This window comes from Rhizobium sp. RU36D (assembly GCF_900176345.1).
Taxonomy (GTDB): domain Bacteria; phylum Pseudomonadota; class Alphaproteobacteria; order Rhizobiales; family Rhizobiaceae; genus Allorhizobium.
The window spans coordinates 55,196-69,781 of record NZ_FWXU01000018.1 but is presented as its reverse complement, the minus strand read 5'-3'; the positions used below and the strand labels follow the sequence as shown (position 1 = coordinate 69,781).

Below are 14,586 nucleotides of genomic sequence, written 5' to 3'. Positions count from 1 at the left end.
CGGTCAAGGGGTAGGGGCGATTTTCTGTTGGTTACAACGCGATGCAACCTGCAAGAGTTTTCACTGTTATTGCAATTATAGATAAATAGTTTATCGTTTTTTGCAGTCGCGCTTACAACCTTTCTGCGCCCCCTAATTGCTGTTCCAGGATCTTGATATGGCCCATAAACATGTCGGCGCTTCCCTTGACCCCGCCCGGACACGGGAGAATATCGCCTATATCAGGCAGATGCTGGGCGAACTGAGACAGGTCGCCCAGAACGAGGGTGCCGATATGCTCTGCTATCTGATCGAGATGGCCTATGTGGAGGCAGGCGACGTGCAATCGGGCCGCCGGGCGCTCACCTCAATCCAGCATACTAATGGAAACAAGTCCGCCCGCATGCCTTTGTAGCCGACCGGCGATGTCAAGTTCCAGAAGCACAAGATAGACCTGTGCCGCCGGCAAGCCGGTATGCCGGATGATGTCGTCCACCTCGACCGGTGTCGGCCCTAGCGAATCCACGATCTGCTCTCGCTCCCGCTCGCTCGGTGGCATCGCCATCGGGCGATCCTGTTCCTGTGGTGGTTCCTGCGCTTCGACGGGGGTGAAGAGGTCGATCTCCGAGATCGGCGCCAGGGCTTCCAGCACATCCCTTGCTTCCGTAGTGACGATGGCGCCGTTCTTTAAAAGTCCATTGGTTCCGTGGCAGCGCGGGTCGAGCGGCGATCCCGGCACGGCAAAGACGAGGCGTCCGAAATCGGCAGCAAGGCGTGAGGTGATGAGCGAGCCGGAACGGCTGGCCGCCTCCACCACGACGAGACCGAGGGAGACGCCGGCAATCAACCGGTTGCGTCGGGGGAAATCCCGTGCCCGGGCCTCCCAGCCAAACGGCATCTCGCTGATCGCCAAACCCTTGCCGGAACAGATTTCATCGAGCAGGCCGATGTTTTCGGGCGGGTAGGGCTGGTCCAGCCCGCCGGCCATGGCGGCAATGGTTCCGGTGTCCAGGCTTGCCCGATGGGCGGCGGTATCGATGCCGCGCGCAAGGCCCGAGATGACGGCGTAACCGGCGCGCCCGACATCGCGGGCAATCATAGCTGCGAACTTCGCGCCGGAAATCGAGGCATTGCGCGAACCGACGACACCGACAGCGGGCATGGCCGTACAGTTGAGATTACCCTTCATCGCCAGGAGCGGTGGCGCGCCATCGATCTGCCGAAGTGCGGGCGGATAGTCCGGCTCGCCGATGCCGACAAAGCAGGCGCCGAACCGCTCGGCAATCTCCAGCTCGCGGATGGCGTCGGCTTCGCTGGCGATCCGGACCGACCGGGTGGAACCGCCGCGCCGCGACAGTTCCGGCAGCATCATAAGGGCGGTATCGGCGGTGCCGAAATGATTGATCAGGTCTCGGAAGGTGGAGGGGCCGACATTGTCGCTGCGGATCAGCCGGAGCCAGGCGATCTTTTGTTTCTCCGTCAGCGCGATGCCGGTTCGCCTTGCGCTGACGTGGGACATGCCTCTACCCCTTTTGCCCGATCTTGCTTTCCGTGCCGGCCATGAGCCGCTGGATATTGGTCTTGTGCTTTATCCAGGTGATGACGGTCATCACGGCGGTCACGATGGCGGCATCCTGGATGCCCAGTATCCACAGGACAACCGGAATAACAAGAGTTGCAACCAGTGCGGACAAAGACGAGTAGCGGCTGAGGAAGGCAACCGAAAGCCAGCACGCGGCAAACACCAGCACCATCAGCGGCGCGACGCCGAGAAGCGTGCCGATATAGGTGGCCACACCCTTGCCACCCTTGAAGCCGAGCCAGACCGGGAACAGGTGCCCGATGAACGCAGCAAAACCGCCGATCAGCCCCGCATCGCCGCCGAAGATCCACTGGGCGATCAGGGCGCCCGCCGTTGCCTTCAGCGCATCGAGCAGCAATGTCGCGGCGGCAAGCTTCTTGTTGCCGGTGCGCAGCACGTTCGTGGCGCCGATATTGCCTGAGCCGATCGAGCGGAGGTCGCCGAGGCCCGCCATGCGGGTCAGCACCAGGCCAAACGGGATGGAGCCGAGAAGGTAGCCGCCGATCGCAGAGACGAGCAGCGCCGTCAGGCTGATGTCGAAAATCGAAAGGTCAGTCAACCCAGGCCTCCTGAAGGCGTCACATGGTCAAAGCGAATAAACCTGGGCACCCGCCACATAGGTCGCAATGGCGCGACCGGAGAAGCGGGCATCCTCGAACGGCGTGTTCTTCGAGCGGGAGACAAGCACATCCTTGGTCACCAGCCAAGGCTCATCGAGATCGATGAGCACGATATCGGCAGCCGCTCCCGGCTTCAGCGTTCCCGCATCAAGCCCGAAGATCTGTGCCGGGCGCGTCGACATGGCATCGATCAGCCGCATCAGCGGCACACGGTCGCTGTGATAAAGGCGAAGAGCCGCCGCCAGCAGCGTCTCAAGCCCGATCGCGCCGTCCTCGGCATCGGCAAAGGGCAGGCGCTTGGTATCGACATCCTGCGGATCATGCGATGAGACAATAATGTCGATAGTGCCCTTGGCCAGCGCATCGACCATGGCCACGCGATCATCTTCGGACCGCAGCGGCGGCGTCAGCTTGAAGAAGGTTCGGTACTCGCCGATGTCGTTTTCGTTCAGCGAGAGATTGTTGATCGAGATGGCCGATGTGACGTTTGCGCCGCGGCCGCGCGCCACCGAGATCGCCTCTGCCGATTCCGGCACCGAGATCTTGGCCGCGTGATACTTGGCGCCGGTGAGCGCCGCGAGACGAAGGTCGCGCTCGAGTGGAATGATCTCGGCTTCCTTGGGAATGCCTGATAGTCCGAGCCAGCTCGCAAACAGGCCCTCGTTCATCACCCCGTTTGCGCCCAAATACTTGTCGCGCGGCTCGATCGCGATCACCGCGTCGAATTCCCGGGAATAGGTCATGGTCCGGCGCAGCAACTGGCTGTCATGCAGGCCCTTGCGGCCACTGGTGAAGGCGACGGCACCCGCGGCCTGCAGCAGGCCGATTTCTGTCATTTCCTCTCCGCGCAGGCCCTTGGTCAGCGCCGCCGCCGGATGGATATTGACGATCGACTGATCGCGCGCCGTCTTCTTTACATATTCCACAAGCGCGATGTCATCGATGACGGGATCGGTTTCCGGCATCATGATGAAGGATGTCACCCCGCCGGCGGCGGCGGCACGGCCTGCGGACGCGATGGTTTCGCGGTGCTCCGCGCCGGGCTCGCCCACATAGACCTGCGCATCGACAAGGCCCGGTGCCGCAACGAGGCCGGTGCAATTGCGGATATCGGCCCCCTCGGGCGCGCCCTGGTTCAGCGCGTCGCGTCCGGCGGCGACAATGCGACCATCCGCATCGGTCAGGATGGCCCCGACCTCATCGAGATTGCGGGAGGGATCGATGATCCTGACATTGCTGAGAAGGATGGGCCGCTTGCTCATGACAGGGCCTCGCTTCTCGGACCGTTGTTCTGGGAGATCAGCAGCGCCTCCATGACGGCCATCCGCACGGCGACCCCCATTTCCACCTGCTGTTCGATCACGCTCTGCGGACCATCGGCAATCTCCGAGGCGATCTCGACGCCGCGGTTCATCGGGCCGGGATGCATGACAAGTGCGTCTTCCTTGGCAGCCTTCAGCTTTTCCGCGTCCAGTCCGTAATAGTGGAAATATTCACGCACCGACGGCACGAAGGCGCCCGACATGCGCTCACGCTGCAGCCGCAGCATCATCACGACATCGGCGCCCTTCAGGCCTTCCTTCATGTCGTGGAACACTTCGACACTCATCTGCGAGATACCCGATGGCAGCAGGGTCGCGGGTGCCACGACGCGGACGCGGGCACCCATGGCGTTCAACAGGATGATATTGGAGCGTGCCACGCGCGAATGCAGGATGTCGCCGCAGATCGCCACCGTGATGCGTGATAGCTTGCCTTTGGCGCGGCGGATCGTCAGCGCGTCGAGCAAGGCCTGGGTCGGATGCTCATGCTGGCCGTCGCCGGCATTGATGACCGAGCACGCGACCTTCTGCGACAGGAGAGCCGCAGCACCGGCGCTGGAGTGGCGCACGACCAGGACATCCGGACGCATCGCGTTCAGCGTCATCGCCGTGTCGATCAGCGTCTCGCCCTTCTTCACGGAGGAATTGCCGACGGACATGTTCATGACGTCGGCGCCAAGACGTTTGCCCGCAAGCTCGAATGAGGATTGCGTGCGGGTCGAGGCTTCGAAAAACAGATTGATCTGGGTGAGGCCGCGCAGGGTACTTGTCTTCTTTTCGCGCTGGCGGCTGATCTTCACCGCCTCGTCTGCGCTATCCAGAAGAAAGCCGATATCCTGTTCAGTCAGGCCCTTGATGCCGATCAGATGGCGGTGGGGAAAGAAGACCATGGAGTGTCCTTCGGCAGTGTTCCCGGCTCTATAAAGACAGGCAGTCCGATGGGCAAGCACATGCTCTGTGGATTGATGGCCGGTCCCCATGTTAGAGCCTTCCAGTGATAACAAGATTCGTTCTTTCGGCTTTCGTGGAGCGCCGGGCATCTTTCCGCCGGAATCACAGATGATCGGCTGGAATGAGAGAAGAGCATGCCGCTTGCCTTCGGCTGGTCTGTAACCCGCTCCGGCAGACTGCTTCCATTTGGCACTGAAAGGCTCTAAAGGCGGCGAACTAGGTTGAAGCATGACGCCCCGAAGCGGTAACCGATTTCGGGACGACCCATGAGCAGGAACAAGGAACCGAAGCGCCGCCAGCCGATCATTTGGGTCGAGGCCGCCTTGGTAGATCGGCATAAGCACAGATGAACCGGACAGAAGCCAAACTCGCTGAATTGAACCAGCCCAAGCCATGGACCGGTATCAATGCCTTCAGGACCGATCCGCTGATCGTCGATCTGTCGGCTTCGCTGCACCGTAATCTCAAGGACGAATTCGATTCCATCGGCCGCTATGTCACCTCGCATGAGGCGCAGGAACTCGCCCGCATGGCGAATGAGAGCCCGCCGAAGCTGAGGACGCACGGCATGCGCGGCGAGCGGCTTGACATGGTGGAGTTCCATCCGGCCTGGCACGCGCTGATGCGCCGCTCCATGTCGCTTGGTCTGCATTCTTCCGTCTGGGATCCGCAAACCGATGCCAAGGGCCAGGAGCACAAGGCTCGTGCTGTCCGGTTTTTCCTCACCGCACAGTTGGAATGCGGCCATCTCTGCCCGCTGACCATGACCAATGCGTCGGTCGCTGCCATTTCCGCGGCACCACAGGTCCAGCGCGAATGGGTGCCGAAGATCCTCGCGCGCAAATACGATTCGTCCAACCGTCCCGCCATGCAGAAATCCGCCATCACCATCGGCATGGGCATGACGGAGAAGCAGGGCGGTACCGATGTGCGCGCCAATACCAGCCGCGCGGAACGTGTCAGCGACGGCATCTACCGGCTGAACGGCCACAAGTGGTTCATGTCCGCACCCATGAGCGACGCCTTTGTGATGTTGGCCCAGATGCCGGAGGGCATGGGCTGCTTCCTGGTGCCGCGCCTGCTGGAAGATGGCTCGGCCAATGGACTCGAATTCCAGCGGCTGAAGGACAAGCTCGGCAACCGGTCCAACGCCTCGTCCGAGGTCGAGTTCGACAGCGCGCTCGGCTACCTCCTCGGCGATCCCGGCGCGGGCATCCGCACCATACTCGACATGGTGACGCTGACGCGGCTCGATTGCGCGATGGCTTCGGCTGGCATCATGCGCGCCTCCATGGCCGAGGCCGTGCATTTCGTTCGCGGCCGCAACGTCTCCGGCAAGACCCTGATCGATCAGCCCTTGATGACCCGTGTCCTGGCCGACATGGCACTGGATGTCGCTGCCGCCACCGCGCTCGCCTTCCGGCTGGCCGATGCCTTCGACCGGGCCCGCGACAGTGCCGAGGACGCCGCATATGCGCGCGTCATGACGCCCGTCGTCAAATATTGGATCTGCAAGATTGCCCCGGCGCTGATCTATGAGGCGATGGAAAGCATCGGCGGCAGCGGTTACGTCGAGGATCGGCCGATTGCCCGCCACTATCGCGAGGCACCCGTCAACGCCATCTGGGAAGGCTCCGGCAATGTCATGGCGCTGGACGTCCTGCGCGTGCTTCAGCGCGGCAAGGACCTGTTTGCCACCGTCTTTGCCGGCTTCCAGCGCGACCTCGGGCCTTCGGGCAAGAAGACGGTCGAAGTCCTGAGCGCCGCCGTCGCGCTGTGCGAGCGCGATGAGGGGGCGGCCCGTCTGCTGATCGAGCAGATGGCGCTGGCCGCAGGCGCGGCCGAGCTTTACCGGCTTGGGGCCGGTAAGATCGCTGATGCCTTCCTCGAATCGCGCCTCGCTGGCGGCTGGCGCCATACCTATGGTGTGCTCGATGCCCGCTTCGATGCCCGCTACGTGCTGGATTTGCTCTATCCCGCCTCCGCCTGAGGGCAGGGCGCGTCTTTCTTTCATCGGCAAATCCGTCATCCACAGGGCCCGCGCGCGCCTGTGGATGATCGCGTGCGCCACCGGCAGACCCATGGACAATCCCCGCCATTTCGCCGTTAACCTTAACAAAGGGTTTACGTTGCGTGCCGCGTGTTAAGGCGTCAGTTTCCCACACGGACGAAATGAGTGATGGGGATCATGGGTACGAGAGTGTCGAAAGCGGCGTTTTTGCTGGCGGCTGCCGCGTTTTTCGCGAGCCTGGCGCTGGACATCACGGTGCCCGCGCTTGTGCTCTGTGCCATGTCGTTGACCAATTGGGTCGTATTGAATGGCGCTATGCCGCGCCTTTCCAGGGGAAATGCCGCATGAAGTGGTTTTTGGTGTTCTGGGCCATGCCCATCTTGCTTCTCAGCACGTGGTATGGCCTGTCCTATTACGACATCAATTTCGGCTACTTCATGCTGAGCCGCCAGGGCCATGACCTGGTCTTCCAGGTCTATGCCGACATTCTCGGCATCCCCGCAGAGACCATCCCGCCATTGGTTGTCCGCGCCATCGTCGTCGATAGCGCTGTGGTGTTTGCGATCATCGCCTTTCGCCGCCGCCGCGAGATTGCGCTATGGTGGCGCAAGCGTCAGTCCTCGGCGATGCCGTCCGATGCCGCTCTTCCGAGCGCTGAAAGCCTGTCCAGCGCCCCCTGAAGAATGAAGCTCGCCGCTGCCGAATCGATGCGTTCGGCACGCTTGGCCCGCGAGACATCCATTTCCAGAAGCGCTCTCTCGGCTGCGACCGTGGATAGCCGCTCATCCCAATAGATGAAGGGGATCTCGGTCTTCTCGGACATGGAGCGGACAAAGGCGCGGGTGGCTTGCACCCGCGGTCCCGATGATCCGTCCATGTTGACTGGCAGACCGATGACGAAGGCCGCGATCCTTTCCTTCTCGGCGAAGGCCAGCAGCGCGACAGCATCTTGCGTAAACTTGACCCGCTTGAGGACGGGGCGAGGGGTGGCGAAGCGCCGTCCGATGTCGGAGACCGAAAGCCCAATCGTCTTGGTGCCAAGGTCCAGCCCGGCAATGGCCTCGCCGGGCTTCAGGGCGCCGGCCAGTTCCTCGATCGTCAGCGTTGCCATCTGGGCTTACCGCTTGCGGACAAATTCGGTGCGCAGCACCAGGCCCTTGATGCCGTCAAAACGGCAATCGATCTCCTCGGGATTGTCGGTGAGCCGGATCGACTTGATGACCGTGCCCTGCTTTAAGGTCGTATTGGCGCCCTTGACCTTGAGATCCTTGATCAGCGTGACCGAGTCGCCATCGGCAAGTTCATTGCCGGCCGAATCATGCACGGCATTTGCCTTGGCTGCTTCGGCGGCCAGTTCGGACGCCGGCCGCCATTCGCCCGTCGCCTCGTCATAGACGTAATCGTCGTCGGCCATGAAAATCGCTCCTGTGTGCTTGCGCTTCGCCTTTGCGGCGGCTGGTGGTCGCTTATAGCACGGGTCCAGCCTGCGCAACCGAGGGGACGGACGAGCGCCGGAAAGGCGTCTTGCTGCGGCCGCAAATCTCTCATCTACCGCTGCCACGAGGTTGTCGTTCCGGCCCGCGCGCACATATAGTCCAGCGCAGAAATTCCAAAGGAGACTCTCCCATGAAAATCAACTGGCTCGGCCATGCCGCCTTCCGTCTGGAAACGGCCAAGGCAAACATCCTCATCGACCCGTTCTTCACGGGCAATCCGAGCTTTGCGGGCCTCGATGCCAAGGATGCCGCCTCCGGCATCACCCATATCCTGCTGACCCATGGCCACGGCGACCATGTGGGCGATACCATCGCCCTGGCCAGGGAAACCGGCGCCACGGTCCTCGCCAATGCCGATCTGGCAAGCTGGCTAGGCTCCAAGGGCGTCGAACGCATCGAGATGGGCAATACCGGCGGCACGGTTGCCTTCGATAGCTTCACGGTGACCTTCACGAACGCGCTGCATTCGTCGGCACAGATCACCGAGGACGGCGTGTCCCATGCGCTGGGCAATGCCAATGGCCTGATGCTGCATTTCGACGACGAGCCGTCTTTGCTGCACATGGGCGATACCGACATCTTTTCCGACATGGGCCTGATCAACGAGCTGCACCAGCCTGAGATCGGCATCGTGCCGATCGGCGACCGCTTCACCATGGGCGGCGCGGTGGCGGCTTTGGCGTGCCAGCGCTTCTTCAAGTTCAATACCGTGCTGCCCTGCCATTACGGCTCTTTCGGCATCATCGATCAGACGCCGGAGAAATTCGTCGCCGGCATGGAAGGGGCAAAAACCAAGGTCCAGGCGCCGCGGCCGGGCGAACAGGTTGCTGTCTGACAAAAGCCCGTTGCGTGCGCGTCATCGGGCCATTATAGCGGGGGAATGATCGACAGGGAGAATACCGATGTCCGTTGACCTGGCCACCGTCAAACGTGTTGCGCACCTTGCCCGCATTGCTCTGGACGAAGAGGATGCGCAGCGCATGATGGGGGAACTCAATGGAATTTTAGGTTTTGTCGAGCAACTCTCTGAAGTGGACGTCACCGGCGTTGAGCCGATGACGTCGGTTACACCCATGGTGATGCGCAAGCGGACCGATGTCGTGACGGACGGCAACAAGGCGGACGACATCGTCGCCAATGCGCCGGAGACTGACCGCAATTTCTTCCTGGTGCCGAAGGTGGTCGAATAACGCCACCGTCAGGACCGGCTGAGGCCGGTCCAAGCCGGCGCCCCGCCGGTCGAGCAGTCACACAAATTCGAAGCGAAGCGACATCATGAGCGAACTCACCAGCCTCACCATTGCCGAAGCCCGCGCCAAGCTGGCCGCGAAGGAGATCAAGGCCGTCGAACTGACGGACGCCTATATCAAGGCGATCGAGGGCGCCAATGACGTGATCAATGCCTATGTGACCGTGACGCCGGAAAAGGCCCGCGAGATGGCAGCCGCCTCAGACGCCCGTATTGCCGACGGCAAGGCCGGCGCGCTGGAGGGCATTCCGCTCGGGATCAAGGACCTCTTCGCCACCCGCGACGTTCACACCCAGGCCTGCTCGAACATCCTGAACCGCTTCAAGCCGAAATACGAATCGACCGTCACCCAGAACCTCTGGAACGATGGCGCCGTCATGCTGGGCAAGCTGAACATGGACGAATTCGCCATGGGTTCGTCCAATGAAACTTCTCACTATGGTCCTGTGGTCAACCCGTGGAAGGCCGAAGGCTCGAACCAGAAGCTGGTGCCGGGCGGTTCGTCCGGCGGCTCAGCGGCTGCCGTTGCTGCCCATCTCTGCGCTGGTGCCACCGCAACCGATACCGGCGGCTCGATCCGCCAGCCAGCCGCCTTTACCGGCACCGTCGGCATCAAGCCGACATATGGCCGCTGCTCGCGCTGGGGCGTTGTCGCCTTTGCCTCGTCGCTTGACCAGGCCGGCCCGATCGCCCGCGACGTGCGCGATGCGGCCATCCTGTTGAAGTCGATGGCCAGCACCGACGTCAAGGACACGACATCGGTCGATATTCCCGTGCCGAATTACGAAGCCTCGCTCGGCCAGTCTCTCAAGGGCATGAAGATCGGTATCCCCAAGGAATACCGCGTCGACGGTATGCCGGATGACATCGAGAAGCTCTGGAGCCAAGGCATCGCCTGGTTGAAAGATGCCGGTGCCGAGATCGTCGACATCTCGCTGCCGCACACCAAGTACGCGCTGCCGGCCTATTACATCGTTGCGCCAGCGGAAGCCTCCTCCAACCTCGCCCGCTACGACGGCGTGCGCTATGGCCTGCGTGTCGACGGCAAGGACATTGCCGACATGTATGAAAAGACCCGCGCCGAAGGCTTCGGCACCGAGGTGAAGCGCCGCATCATGATCGGCACCTACGTGCTGTCGGCAGGCTATTACGACGCCTATTACCTGCGGGCGCAGAAGGTCCGCACGCTGATCAAGCGCGACTTCGAACTGGTGTTCGACGCTGGCGTCGATGCCATCCTGACGCCCGCCACCCCATCTTCGGCCTTCGCCATCGGCGACGAAGCCTTGGCCGCCGACCCCGTCGCCATGTACCTGAACGACATCTTCACGGTCACGGTCAATATGGCCGGCCTTCCCGGCCTGTCGGTCCCCGCCGGCCTCGACGCCAAGGGCCTGCCGCTCGGCCTGCAACTCATCGGCAAGCCGTTTGAAGAGGAAACCCTGTTCAAGACCGCCCATGTGATCGAACAGGCCGCCGGCAAGTTTGTCCCGGCGAAGTGGTGGTAAGAAAAATCGAGGTGCCACAGGCTGCGGGCAAAGTTATGAGTAACGTTGGCCGTAGTCTTTTGGCGGTATAACCTTGCCCGTCATGCCGGCCTCCAAGCCGGCATCTAGCGCGATCAAGTCTTTGATCGCACTTGACTCTTTCGCGGCGCAGACGCGCCGCTGCTGGATGCCGGATCAAGTCCGGCATGACGATAAAGAGTTATGTTGGCAGTCAGAGGCGTTAGACGCCTGCGGTGGAAAATAAGGTATCGATGGCCTGACGGAGTCTGGAAATGATCCTGTCGGCCAGCTTCGGATCATCGTCCGCGATGTAACGGTGTATCGAGCGAAGATCTTCAAGCGCCTGCGGCGTGAAGCTAACGTTCAAAGCCGAACGTCTCCCAAACCTTATGCGCCGGAATCATCTTGGAGCGGTCCAGCGCTTGCTGCTGGGCCTTCCGCACCTTGTCGACCTTCCATTCGCTATAATCAGCCGCGGGCTGTTCTCCCGAAACGCCTGTCAGTTCTTCTACGGGGAGCTTCTTGCCATCTGTTTCCATGCACAGAATGTAGCGCATCGCTCAGGATAGATCGAGTCCGCGCCGACAGTGGGTTTCATGGCGTAGAAAGACGCTGGCGGCAAAAAAGCAGCCAGCGTCTTTCAGTCTACCTGTTATCCAGTTCAGCTCTCACCAGCACCAGCCCTCTTTCGGTAATCCTGTAGGGCTTGCCGCCCTTGGATGAGATGGCCCGTTTCTGCTTCAGCTTGCGAAACAGGGTCAGGTCGACGCCGGGATAGAGCCAGCCGTCGCGGGAAAAGCAGTTTATCTTTTCGATCTTGCGGTTTTCGTCGCGGATGAGTTCTATTCTTCCGCCCTGGGCGAGCAGGTGGAGGATGCGCTGTTCGGCGCGCGAGATGTCCATTGTCTTGATGATCCGGTATCGCGTCCAACGTGCGGACGTACAAAAACGTATCCGGCGCCGTCAGGCGTCGGGGCTTCGTTTCTGTCGGGCCCTTGCGCGCGGTTTTCCGCGGGCAGGGGCCTTTACCGGGTCTCAGCGTACATCAAAACTCCCTGTGTAGCTGCGTCAGATATGCCGCAAGGACGGGCCCCGGTCAAGTTTCCTCGGCCGACTCGGTGGATGCGCCTCAGTCCACGCGATCGATCTGCCCTCTGGAAAATCCACTCTTCAGGTGATCTACTGCCAGATGAAAGAAGAGGACTCGATGATCACCATTCGCAATGCGCGGCTCGATGAGGCGGATCTGCTGGCGGAAATCGGCCTTCGCGCTTGGGAAAAGGCGATGATCCCGGTGGGCGAGACCGGCGCGATGCTGGACAATGCGCGTCGCGCCTTTGCCAACTTCACCCATTCATCCTGGATCACGATTTCCGTTGTCGAGAAATCGGGCCAGCCCGCCGGCTGGGCCGCCCGCGAGGCGCTGGACGAGAACATCACCGATTTCTGGATCGATCCCGACTACCAGGGCCTTGGCCTCGGCAAGGCGCTGCTGGCGGAAATCGAGCAGGAGATCGTGCGCCAGGGTTTTTCCAAGGCAAGCCTCGAAACCCATGCCCGCAACCGCGAAGCCGTCGATTTCTTCGAGAAGCACGGCTACACGGTTCACTGGCTCACCGTCGCCTACAATCCGAAGTTGGACCGGGACGTCCAGTCCGTCGGGCTGTCCAAGCAACTGGTCGAGGAGGGGCCGAAGCCCTATGGCACCGAGTTCTAGCGATCAGGCCTAAAGCTTTCAGAACAAATCCCAGTAAACCCAGCTTCCCATTCCCCCGGTGCCGACGAGCCTTGCGCCAGCGCGCCAATTGCTCTACCTCACCGAGAACAAACCCACTGAAAATACGAGCCGACGATGACCATTGTTGACACCCGCACGCCCGATCCGAAACGTCTTATTCCCGGCGCAACCGGCGACTGGGAAATCGTCATCGGCATGGAGGTACATGCGCAGGTTCTCAGCCAGTCCAAGCTGTTTTCAGGCGCCTCGACGACCTTCGGCAATGCGCCGAATTCCAACGTCTCGCTGGTGGATGCGGCCATGCCCGGCATGCTGCCCGTCATCAACGAGGAATGCGTGGCCCAGGCGGTGCGCACGGGGCTTGGGCTGAAGGCGCAGATCAACAAGCGTTCGATCTTCGACCGCAAGAACTATTTCTACCCGGACCTGCCGCAGGGCTATCAGATCTCCCAGTTCAAGGATCCGATCGTCGGCGAGGGCAAGATCATCATTTCGCTGGGTCCAGACCGCCAGGGCCAGTTCGAGGATATCGAAATCGGCATCGAGCGCCTGCACCTGGAACAGGATGCCGGCAAGTCGATGCACGACCAGCATCCGACCATGTCCTATGTCGACCTGAACCGCTCCGGCGTGGCCCTGATGGAAATCGTTTCCAAGCCGGACATGCGCTCGTCCGACGAAGCCAAGGCGTATATGACCAAGCTGCGCTCCATCGTGCGCTATCTCGGCACCTGCGACGGCAACATGGACGAAGGCTCCATGCGCGCCGACGTCAACGTCTCGGTGCGCAAGCCCGGCGGCGAATTCGGCACGCGTTGCGAAATCAAGAACGTCAACTCGATCCGCTTCATCGGCCAGGCGATCGAATACGAGGCCCGCCGCCAGATTGCGATTCTTGAGGATGGCGGCTCGATCGACCAGGAAACCCGTCTCTTCGATCCGGGCAAGGGCGAGACACGTTCCATGCGCTCCAAGGAAGACGCGCATGACTACCGCTACTTCCCCGACCCGGACCTGCTACCGCTAGAATTCGACGACGCCTTTGTCGAGAGCCTGAAGAAGGATCTGCCGGAACTGCCCGACGACAAGAAGGCGCGCTTCGTCGCCGAACTCGGACTCTCCGTTTATGACGCTTCGGTGCTCGTCTCGGAAAAGGCGATTGCCGACTATTTCGAGGCCGTGGCCGAGGGCCGCGATGGCAAGACGGCGGCAAACTGGGTTATCAACGACTTGCTGGGTGCCTTGAACAAGGCGGGCAAAGCCATTGAAGAGACTCCGGTTTCTCCGGCCCAGCTCGGCGGCATCATCGACCTCATCAAGTCGGAAGTCATCTCCGGCAAGATCGCCAAGGATCTGTTCGAGATCGTCTGGAACGAGGGCGGAGTGCCGTCCGAGATCGTCGAAGCTCGCGGCATGAAGCAGGTCACCGACACCGGCGCCATCGAAAAGGCCGTGGATGAGATCATCGCAGCCAATCCCGACCAGGTGGCCAAGGTGCTGGCCAAGCCGACACTCGCCGGCTGGTTCGTCGGCCAGGTGATGAAGGCAACCGGCGGCAAGGCCAATCCCCAGGCGGTCCAGGCGCTGGTCAAGGCCAAGCTCGGCCTGCCGGAGGAATAGTCTTGGTCTACTTCGTCCGCACGGCAAGCGAGCGCGATATCGAGCCCGTGCGGGCGATGCTGGTCGAGACCTTTCACGCGACCTACGATCCGTTCTACGGCGTGGAGCGCGTGTCCAGGATGGTGGATGGGTGGAATTCGCCATCTGCCATTCGCGCGCGGATCGGCAAGAAGGGCGGCGAATATCTGGTGGCCGATAGCGGCCGCGACATTGGTGGCATCGGTTATGCCGCCATGTATCCGAAGATGGCCAAGACCGCGATGCTGCACCAGCTTTATGTCATGCCGTCCGCGCAAGGCGAAGGCGTCGGTCGCGACATCTTCGCCGAGCTCGAAACCTGCTTCCCCGATGCGGAGATCATGCGCGTGGAAGTCGCCCTGCCGAATGTCAGGGCGCAGTCCTTCTATCAAAGGCTTGGTTTTGTCGAGGTGGACCGGATGGAGGAGTGGGGCGCGCCCAATTCCGGTCTGCCGGCCGTGATCCTGGAAAAGAAGCTGCCCGCCTGACGGC

At 61.6% G+C, this 14,586-nt stretch carries 18 protein-coding genes; 9 read left to right on the top strand and 9 right to left on the bottom strand.

The window, feature by feature from the left end:
• The first annotated feature begins 157 nt into the window (after positions 1-157).
• Complete coding sequence (locus B9A97_RS19910) at positions 158-394, top strand: hypothetical protein (RefSeq protein WP_084367513.1); 237 nt, start codon at positions 158-160, stop codon at positions 392-394.
• On the opposite strand, the gene dprA is transcribed toward B9A97_RS19910, so the two are convergent.
• From dprA to B9A97_RS19890, 4 genes are read right to left on the bottom strand one after another with little or no spacing between them, the layout of a single operon-like run.
• The gene (gene dprA, locus B9A97_RS19905; protein WP_084367512.1) at positions 347-1,498 is read right to left on the bottom strand and encodes a DNA-processing protein DprA; all 1,152 of its coding nucleotides are present in this window, start codon (positions 1,496-1,498) and stop codon (positions 347-349) included. The two genes, B9A97_RS19910 and dprA, sit on opposite strands and share 48 nt — an antisense overlap.
• 4 nt (positions 1,499-1,502) lie before the next feature.
• Positions 1,503-2,120 carry a glycerol-3-phosphate 1-O-acyltransferase PlsY gene (plsY, locus tag B9A97_RS19900; protein WP_084367510.1) on the bottom strand — a complete coding sequence of 206 codons (618 nt, stop codon included), beginning with the start codon at positions 2,118-2,120 and terminating at the stop codon, positions 1,503-1,505.
• A gap of 27 nt (positions 2,121-2,147) precedes the next feature.
• Positions 2,148-3,443 (bottom strand): dihydroorotase, encoded by a 1,296-nt coding sequence (locus B9A97_RS19895; RefSeq protein ID WP_084367509.1) that lies wholly within the window; start codon positions 3,441-3,443, stop codon positions 2,148-2,150.
• The gene (locus B9A97_RS19890; RefSeq protein ID WP_084367507.1) at positions 3,440-4,393 is read right to left on the bottom strand and encodes an aspartate carbamoyltransferase catalytic subunit; all 954 of its coding nucleotides are present in this window, start codon (positions 4,391-4,393) and stop codon (positions 3,440-3,442) included. Before B9A97_RS19890 ends, B9A97_RS19895 begins: the two co-directional genes overlap by 4 nt.
• Before the next feature lie 407 nt (positions 4,394-4,800).
• Between B9A97_RS19890 and B9A97_RS19885 the strand changes: the two genes are divergently transcribed.
• Together B9A97_RS19885 and B9A97_RS19875 are read left to right on the top strand one after the other, a co-directional pair.
• Complete coding sequence (locus B9A97_RS19885) at positions 4,801-6,444, top strand: acyl-CoA dehydrogenase family protein (protein WP_084367505.1); 1,644 nt, start codon at positions 4,801-4,803, stop codon at positions 6,442-6,444.
• A gap of 365 nt (positions 6,445-6,809) precedes the next feature.
• Positions 6,810-7,145 carry a DUF6105 family protein gene (locus tag B9A97_RS19875; RefSeq protein ID WP_084367501.1) on the top strand — a complete coding sequence of 112 codons (336 nt, stop codon included), beginning with the start codon at positions 6,810-6,812 and terminating at the stop codon, positions 7,143-7,145.
• On the opposite strand, the gene ruvX is transcribed toward B9A97_RS19875, so the two are convergent.
• Complete coding sequence (gene ruvX / locus B9A97_RS19870) at positions 7,079-7,576, bottom strand: Holliday junction resolvase RuvX (protein WP_084367499.1); 498 nt, start codon at positions 7,574-7,576, stop codon at positions 7,079-7,081. The two genes, B9A97_RS19875 and ruvX, sit on opposite strands and share 67 nt — an antisense overlap.
• Before the next feature lie 6 nt (positions 7,577-7,582).
• Positions 7,583-7,879 carry an alkylphosphonate utilization protein gene (locus B9A97_RS19865; protein ID WP_084367497.1) on the bottom strand — a complete coding sequence of 99 codons (297 nt, stop codon included), beginning with the start codon at positions 7,877-7,879 and terminating at the stop codon, positions 7,583-7,585.
• A gap of 212 nt (positions 7,880-8,091) precedes the next feature.
• Between B9A97_RS19865 and B9A97_RS19860 the strand changes: the two genes are divergently transcribed.
• The 3 genes from B9A97_RS19860 to gatA all read left to right on the top strand — a co-directional run bounded on the left by B9A97_RS19860 (position 8,092) and on the right by gatA (position 10,718).
• The gene (locus B9A97_RS19860) at positions 8,092-8,796 is read left to right on the top strand and encodes a metal-dependent hydrolase (RefSeq protein WP_084367495.1); all 705 of its coding nucleotides are present in this window, start codon (positions 8,092-8,094) and stop codon (positions 8,794-8,796) included.
• 67 nt (positions 8,797-8,863) lie between these two features.
• On the top strand, positions 8,864-9,151 hold the full coding sequence (gatC, locus tag B9A97_RS19855; protein ID WP_084367493.1) for an Asp-tRNA(Asn)/Glu-tRNA(Gln) amidotransferase subunit GatC: 288 nt from the start codon (positions 8,864-8,866) through the stop codon (positions 9,149-9,151).
• A gap of 85 nt (positions 9,152-9,236) precedes the next feature.
• A complete protein-coding gene (gatA, locus tag B9A97_RS19850; protein WP_084367491.1) occupies positions 9,237-10,718 on the top strand; it encodes an Asp-tRNA(Asn)/Glu-tRNA(Gln) amidotransferase subunit GatA in 1,482 nt (493 codons plus the stop codon).
• A gap of 220 nt (positions 10,719-10,938) precedes the next feature.
• Here gatA and B9A97_RS19845 read toward each other — a convergent pair whose 3' ends face one another.
• The 3 genes from B9A97_RS19845 to B9A97_RS19835 form a co-directional block, all read right to left on the bottom strand.
• Positions 10,939-11,085 (bottom strand): type II toxin-antitoxin system RelE/ParE family toxin, encoded by a 147-nt coding sequence (locus B9A97_RS19845; RefSeq protein WP_084367489.1) that lies wholly within the window; start codon positions 11,083-11,085, stop codon positions 10,939-10,941.
• Positions 11,075-11,275 (bottom strand): hypothetical protein, encoded by a 201-nt coding sequence (locus B9A97_RS19840; protein ID WP_084367487.1) that lies wholly within the window; start codon positions 11,273-11,275, stop codon positions 11,075-11,077. Before B9A97_RS19840 ends, B9A97_RS19845 begins: the two co-directional genes overlap by 11 nt.
• Before the next feature lie 88 nt (positions 11,276-11,363).
• The gene (locus B9A97_RS19835) at positions 11,364-11,621 is read right to left on the bottom strand and encodes a YjhX family toxin (protein WP_084367485.1); all 258 of its coding nucleotides are present in this window, start codon (positions 11,619-11,621) and stop codon (positions 11,364-11,366) included.
• Positions 11,622-11,925: 304 nt separating this feature from the next.
• On the opposite strand from B9A97_RS19835, the gene B9A97_RS19830 reads away from it, so the two are divergent.
• The 3 genes from B9A97_RS19830 to B9A97_RS19820 all read left to right on the top strand — a co-directional run bounded on the left by B9A97_RS19830 (position 11,926) and on the right by B9A97_RS19820 (position 14,582).
• On the top strand, positions 11,926-12,435 hold the full coding sequence (locus B9A97_RS19830; RefSeq protein WP_084367593.1) for a GNAT family N-acetyltransferase: 510 nt from the start codon (positions 11,926-11,928) through the stop codon (positions 12,433-12,435).
• A gap of 135 nt (positions 12,436-12,570) precedes the next feature.
• Positions 12,571-14,076, top strand: coding sequence for an Asp-tRNA(Asn)/Glu-tRNA(Gln) amidotransferase subunit GatB (gene gatB, locus B9A97_RS19825; RefSeq protein WP_084367483.1), 1,506 nt, complete (start codon positions 12,571-12,573; stop codon positions 14,074-14,076).
• 56 nt (positions 14,077-14,132) lie between these two features.
• Positions 14,133-14,582: a GNAT family N-acetyltransferase gene (locus B9A97_RS19820; protein WP_084367591.1), complete on the top strand. Its 450-nt coding sequence runs from the start codon at positions 14,133-14,135 to the stop codon at positions 14,580-14,582.
• Positions 14,583-14,586: the final 4 nt, after the last annotated feature.

Coding starts and splice junctions, on each gene's coding strand:
- B9A97_RS19910 (WP_084367513.1), top strand. CDS start 158: ATGGCCCATAAACATGTCGGCGCTTCCCTTGACCCCGCCCGGACACGG.
- dprA (WP_084367512.1), bottom strand. CDS start 1,498: ATGTCCCACGTCAGCGCAAGGCGAACCGGCATCGCGCTGACGGAGAAA.
- B9A97_RS19895 (WP_084367509.1), bottom strand. CDS start 3,443: ATGAGCAAGCGGCCCATCCTTCTCAGCAATGTCAGGATCATCGATCCC.
- B9A97_RS19890 (WP_084367507.1), bottom strand. CDS start 4,393: ATGGTCTTCTTTCCCCACCGCCATCTGATCGGCATCAAGGGCCTGACT.
- B9A97_RS19885 (WP_084367505.1), top strand. CDS start 4,801: ATGAACCGGACAGAAGCCAAACTCGCTGAATTGAACCAGCCCAAGCCA.
- B9A97_RS19875 (WP_084367501.1), top strand. CDS start 6,810: ATGAAGTGGTTTTTGGTGTTCTGGGCCATGCCCATCTTGCTTCTCAGC.
- ruvX (WP_084367499.1), bottom strand. CDS start 7,576: ATGGCAACGCTGACGATCGAGGAACTGGCCGGCGCCCTGAAGCCCGGC.
- B9A97_RS19865 (WP_084367497.1), bottom strand. CDS start 7,879: ATGGCCGACGACGATTACGTCTATGACGAGGCGACGGGCGAATGGCGG.
- B9A97_RS19860 (WP_084367495.1), top strand. CDS start 8,092: ATGAAAATCAACTGGCTCGGCCATGCCGCCTTCCGTCTGGAAACGGCC.
- gatC (WP_084367493.1), top strand. CDS start 8,864: ATGTCCGTTGACCTGGCCACCGTCAAACGTGTTGCGCACCTTGCCCGC.
- gatA (WP_084367491.1), top strand. CDS start 9,237: ATGAGCGAACTCACCAGCCTCACCATTGCCGAAGCCCGCGCCAAGCTG.
- B9A97_RS19840 (WP_084367487.1), bottom strand. CDS start 11,275: ATGCGCTACATTCTGTGCATGGAAACAGATGGCAAGAAGCTCCCCGTA.
- B9A97_RS19835 (WP_084367485.1), bottom strand. CDS start 11,621: ATGGACATCTCGCGCGCCGAACAGCGCATCCTCCACCTGCTCGCCCAG.
- B9A97_RS19830 (WP_084367593.1), top strand. CDS start 11,926: ATGATCACCATTCGCAATGCGCGGCTCGATGAGGCGGATCTGCTGGCG.
- gatB (WP_084367483.1), top strand. CDS start 12,571: ATGACCATTGTTGACACCCGCACGCCCGATCCGAAACGTCTTATTCCC.
- B9A97_RS19820 (WP_084367591.1), top strand. CDS start 14,133: ATGCTGGTCGAGACCTTTCACGCGACCTACGATCCGTTCTACGGCGTG.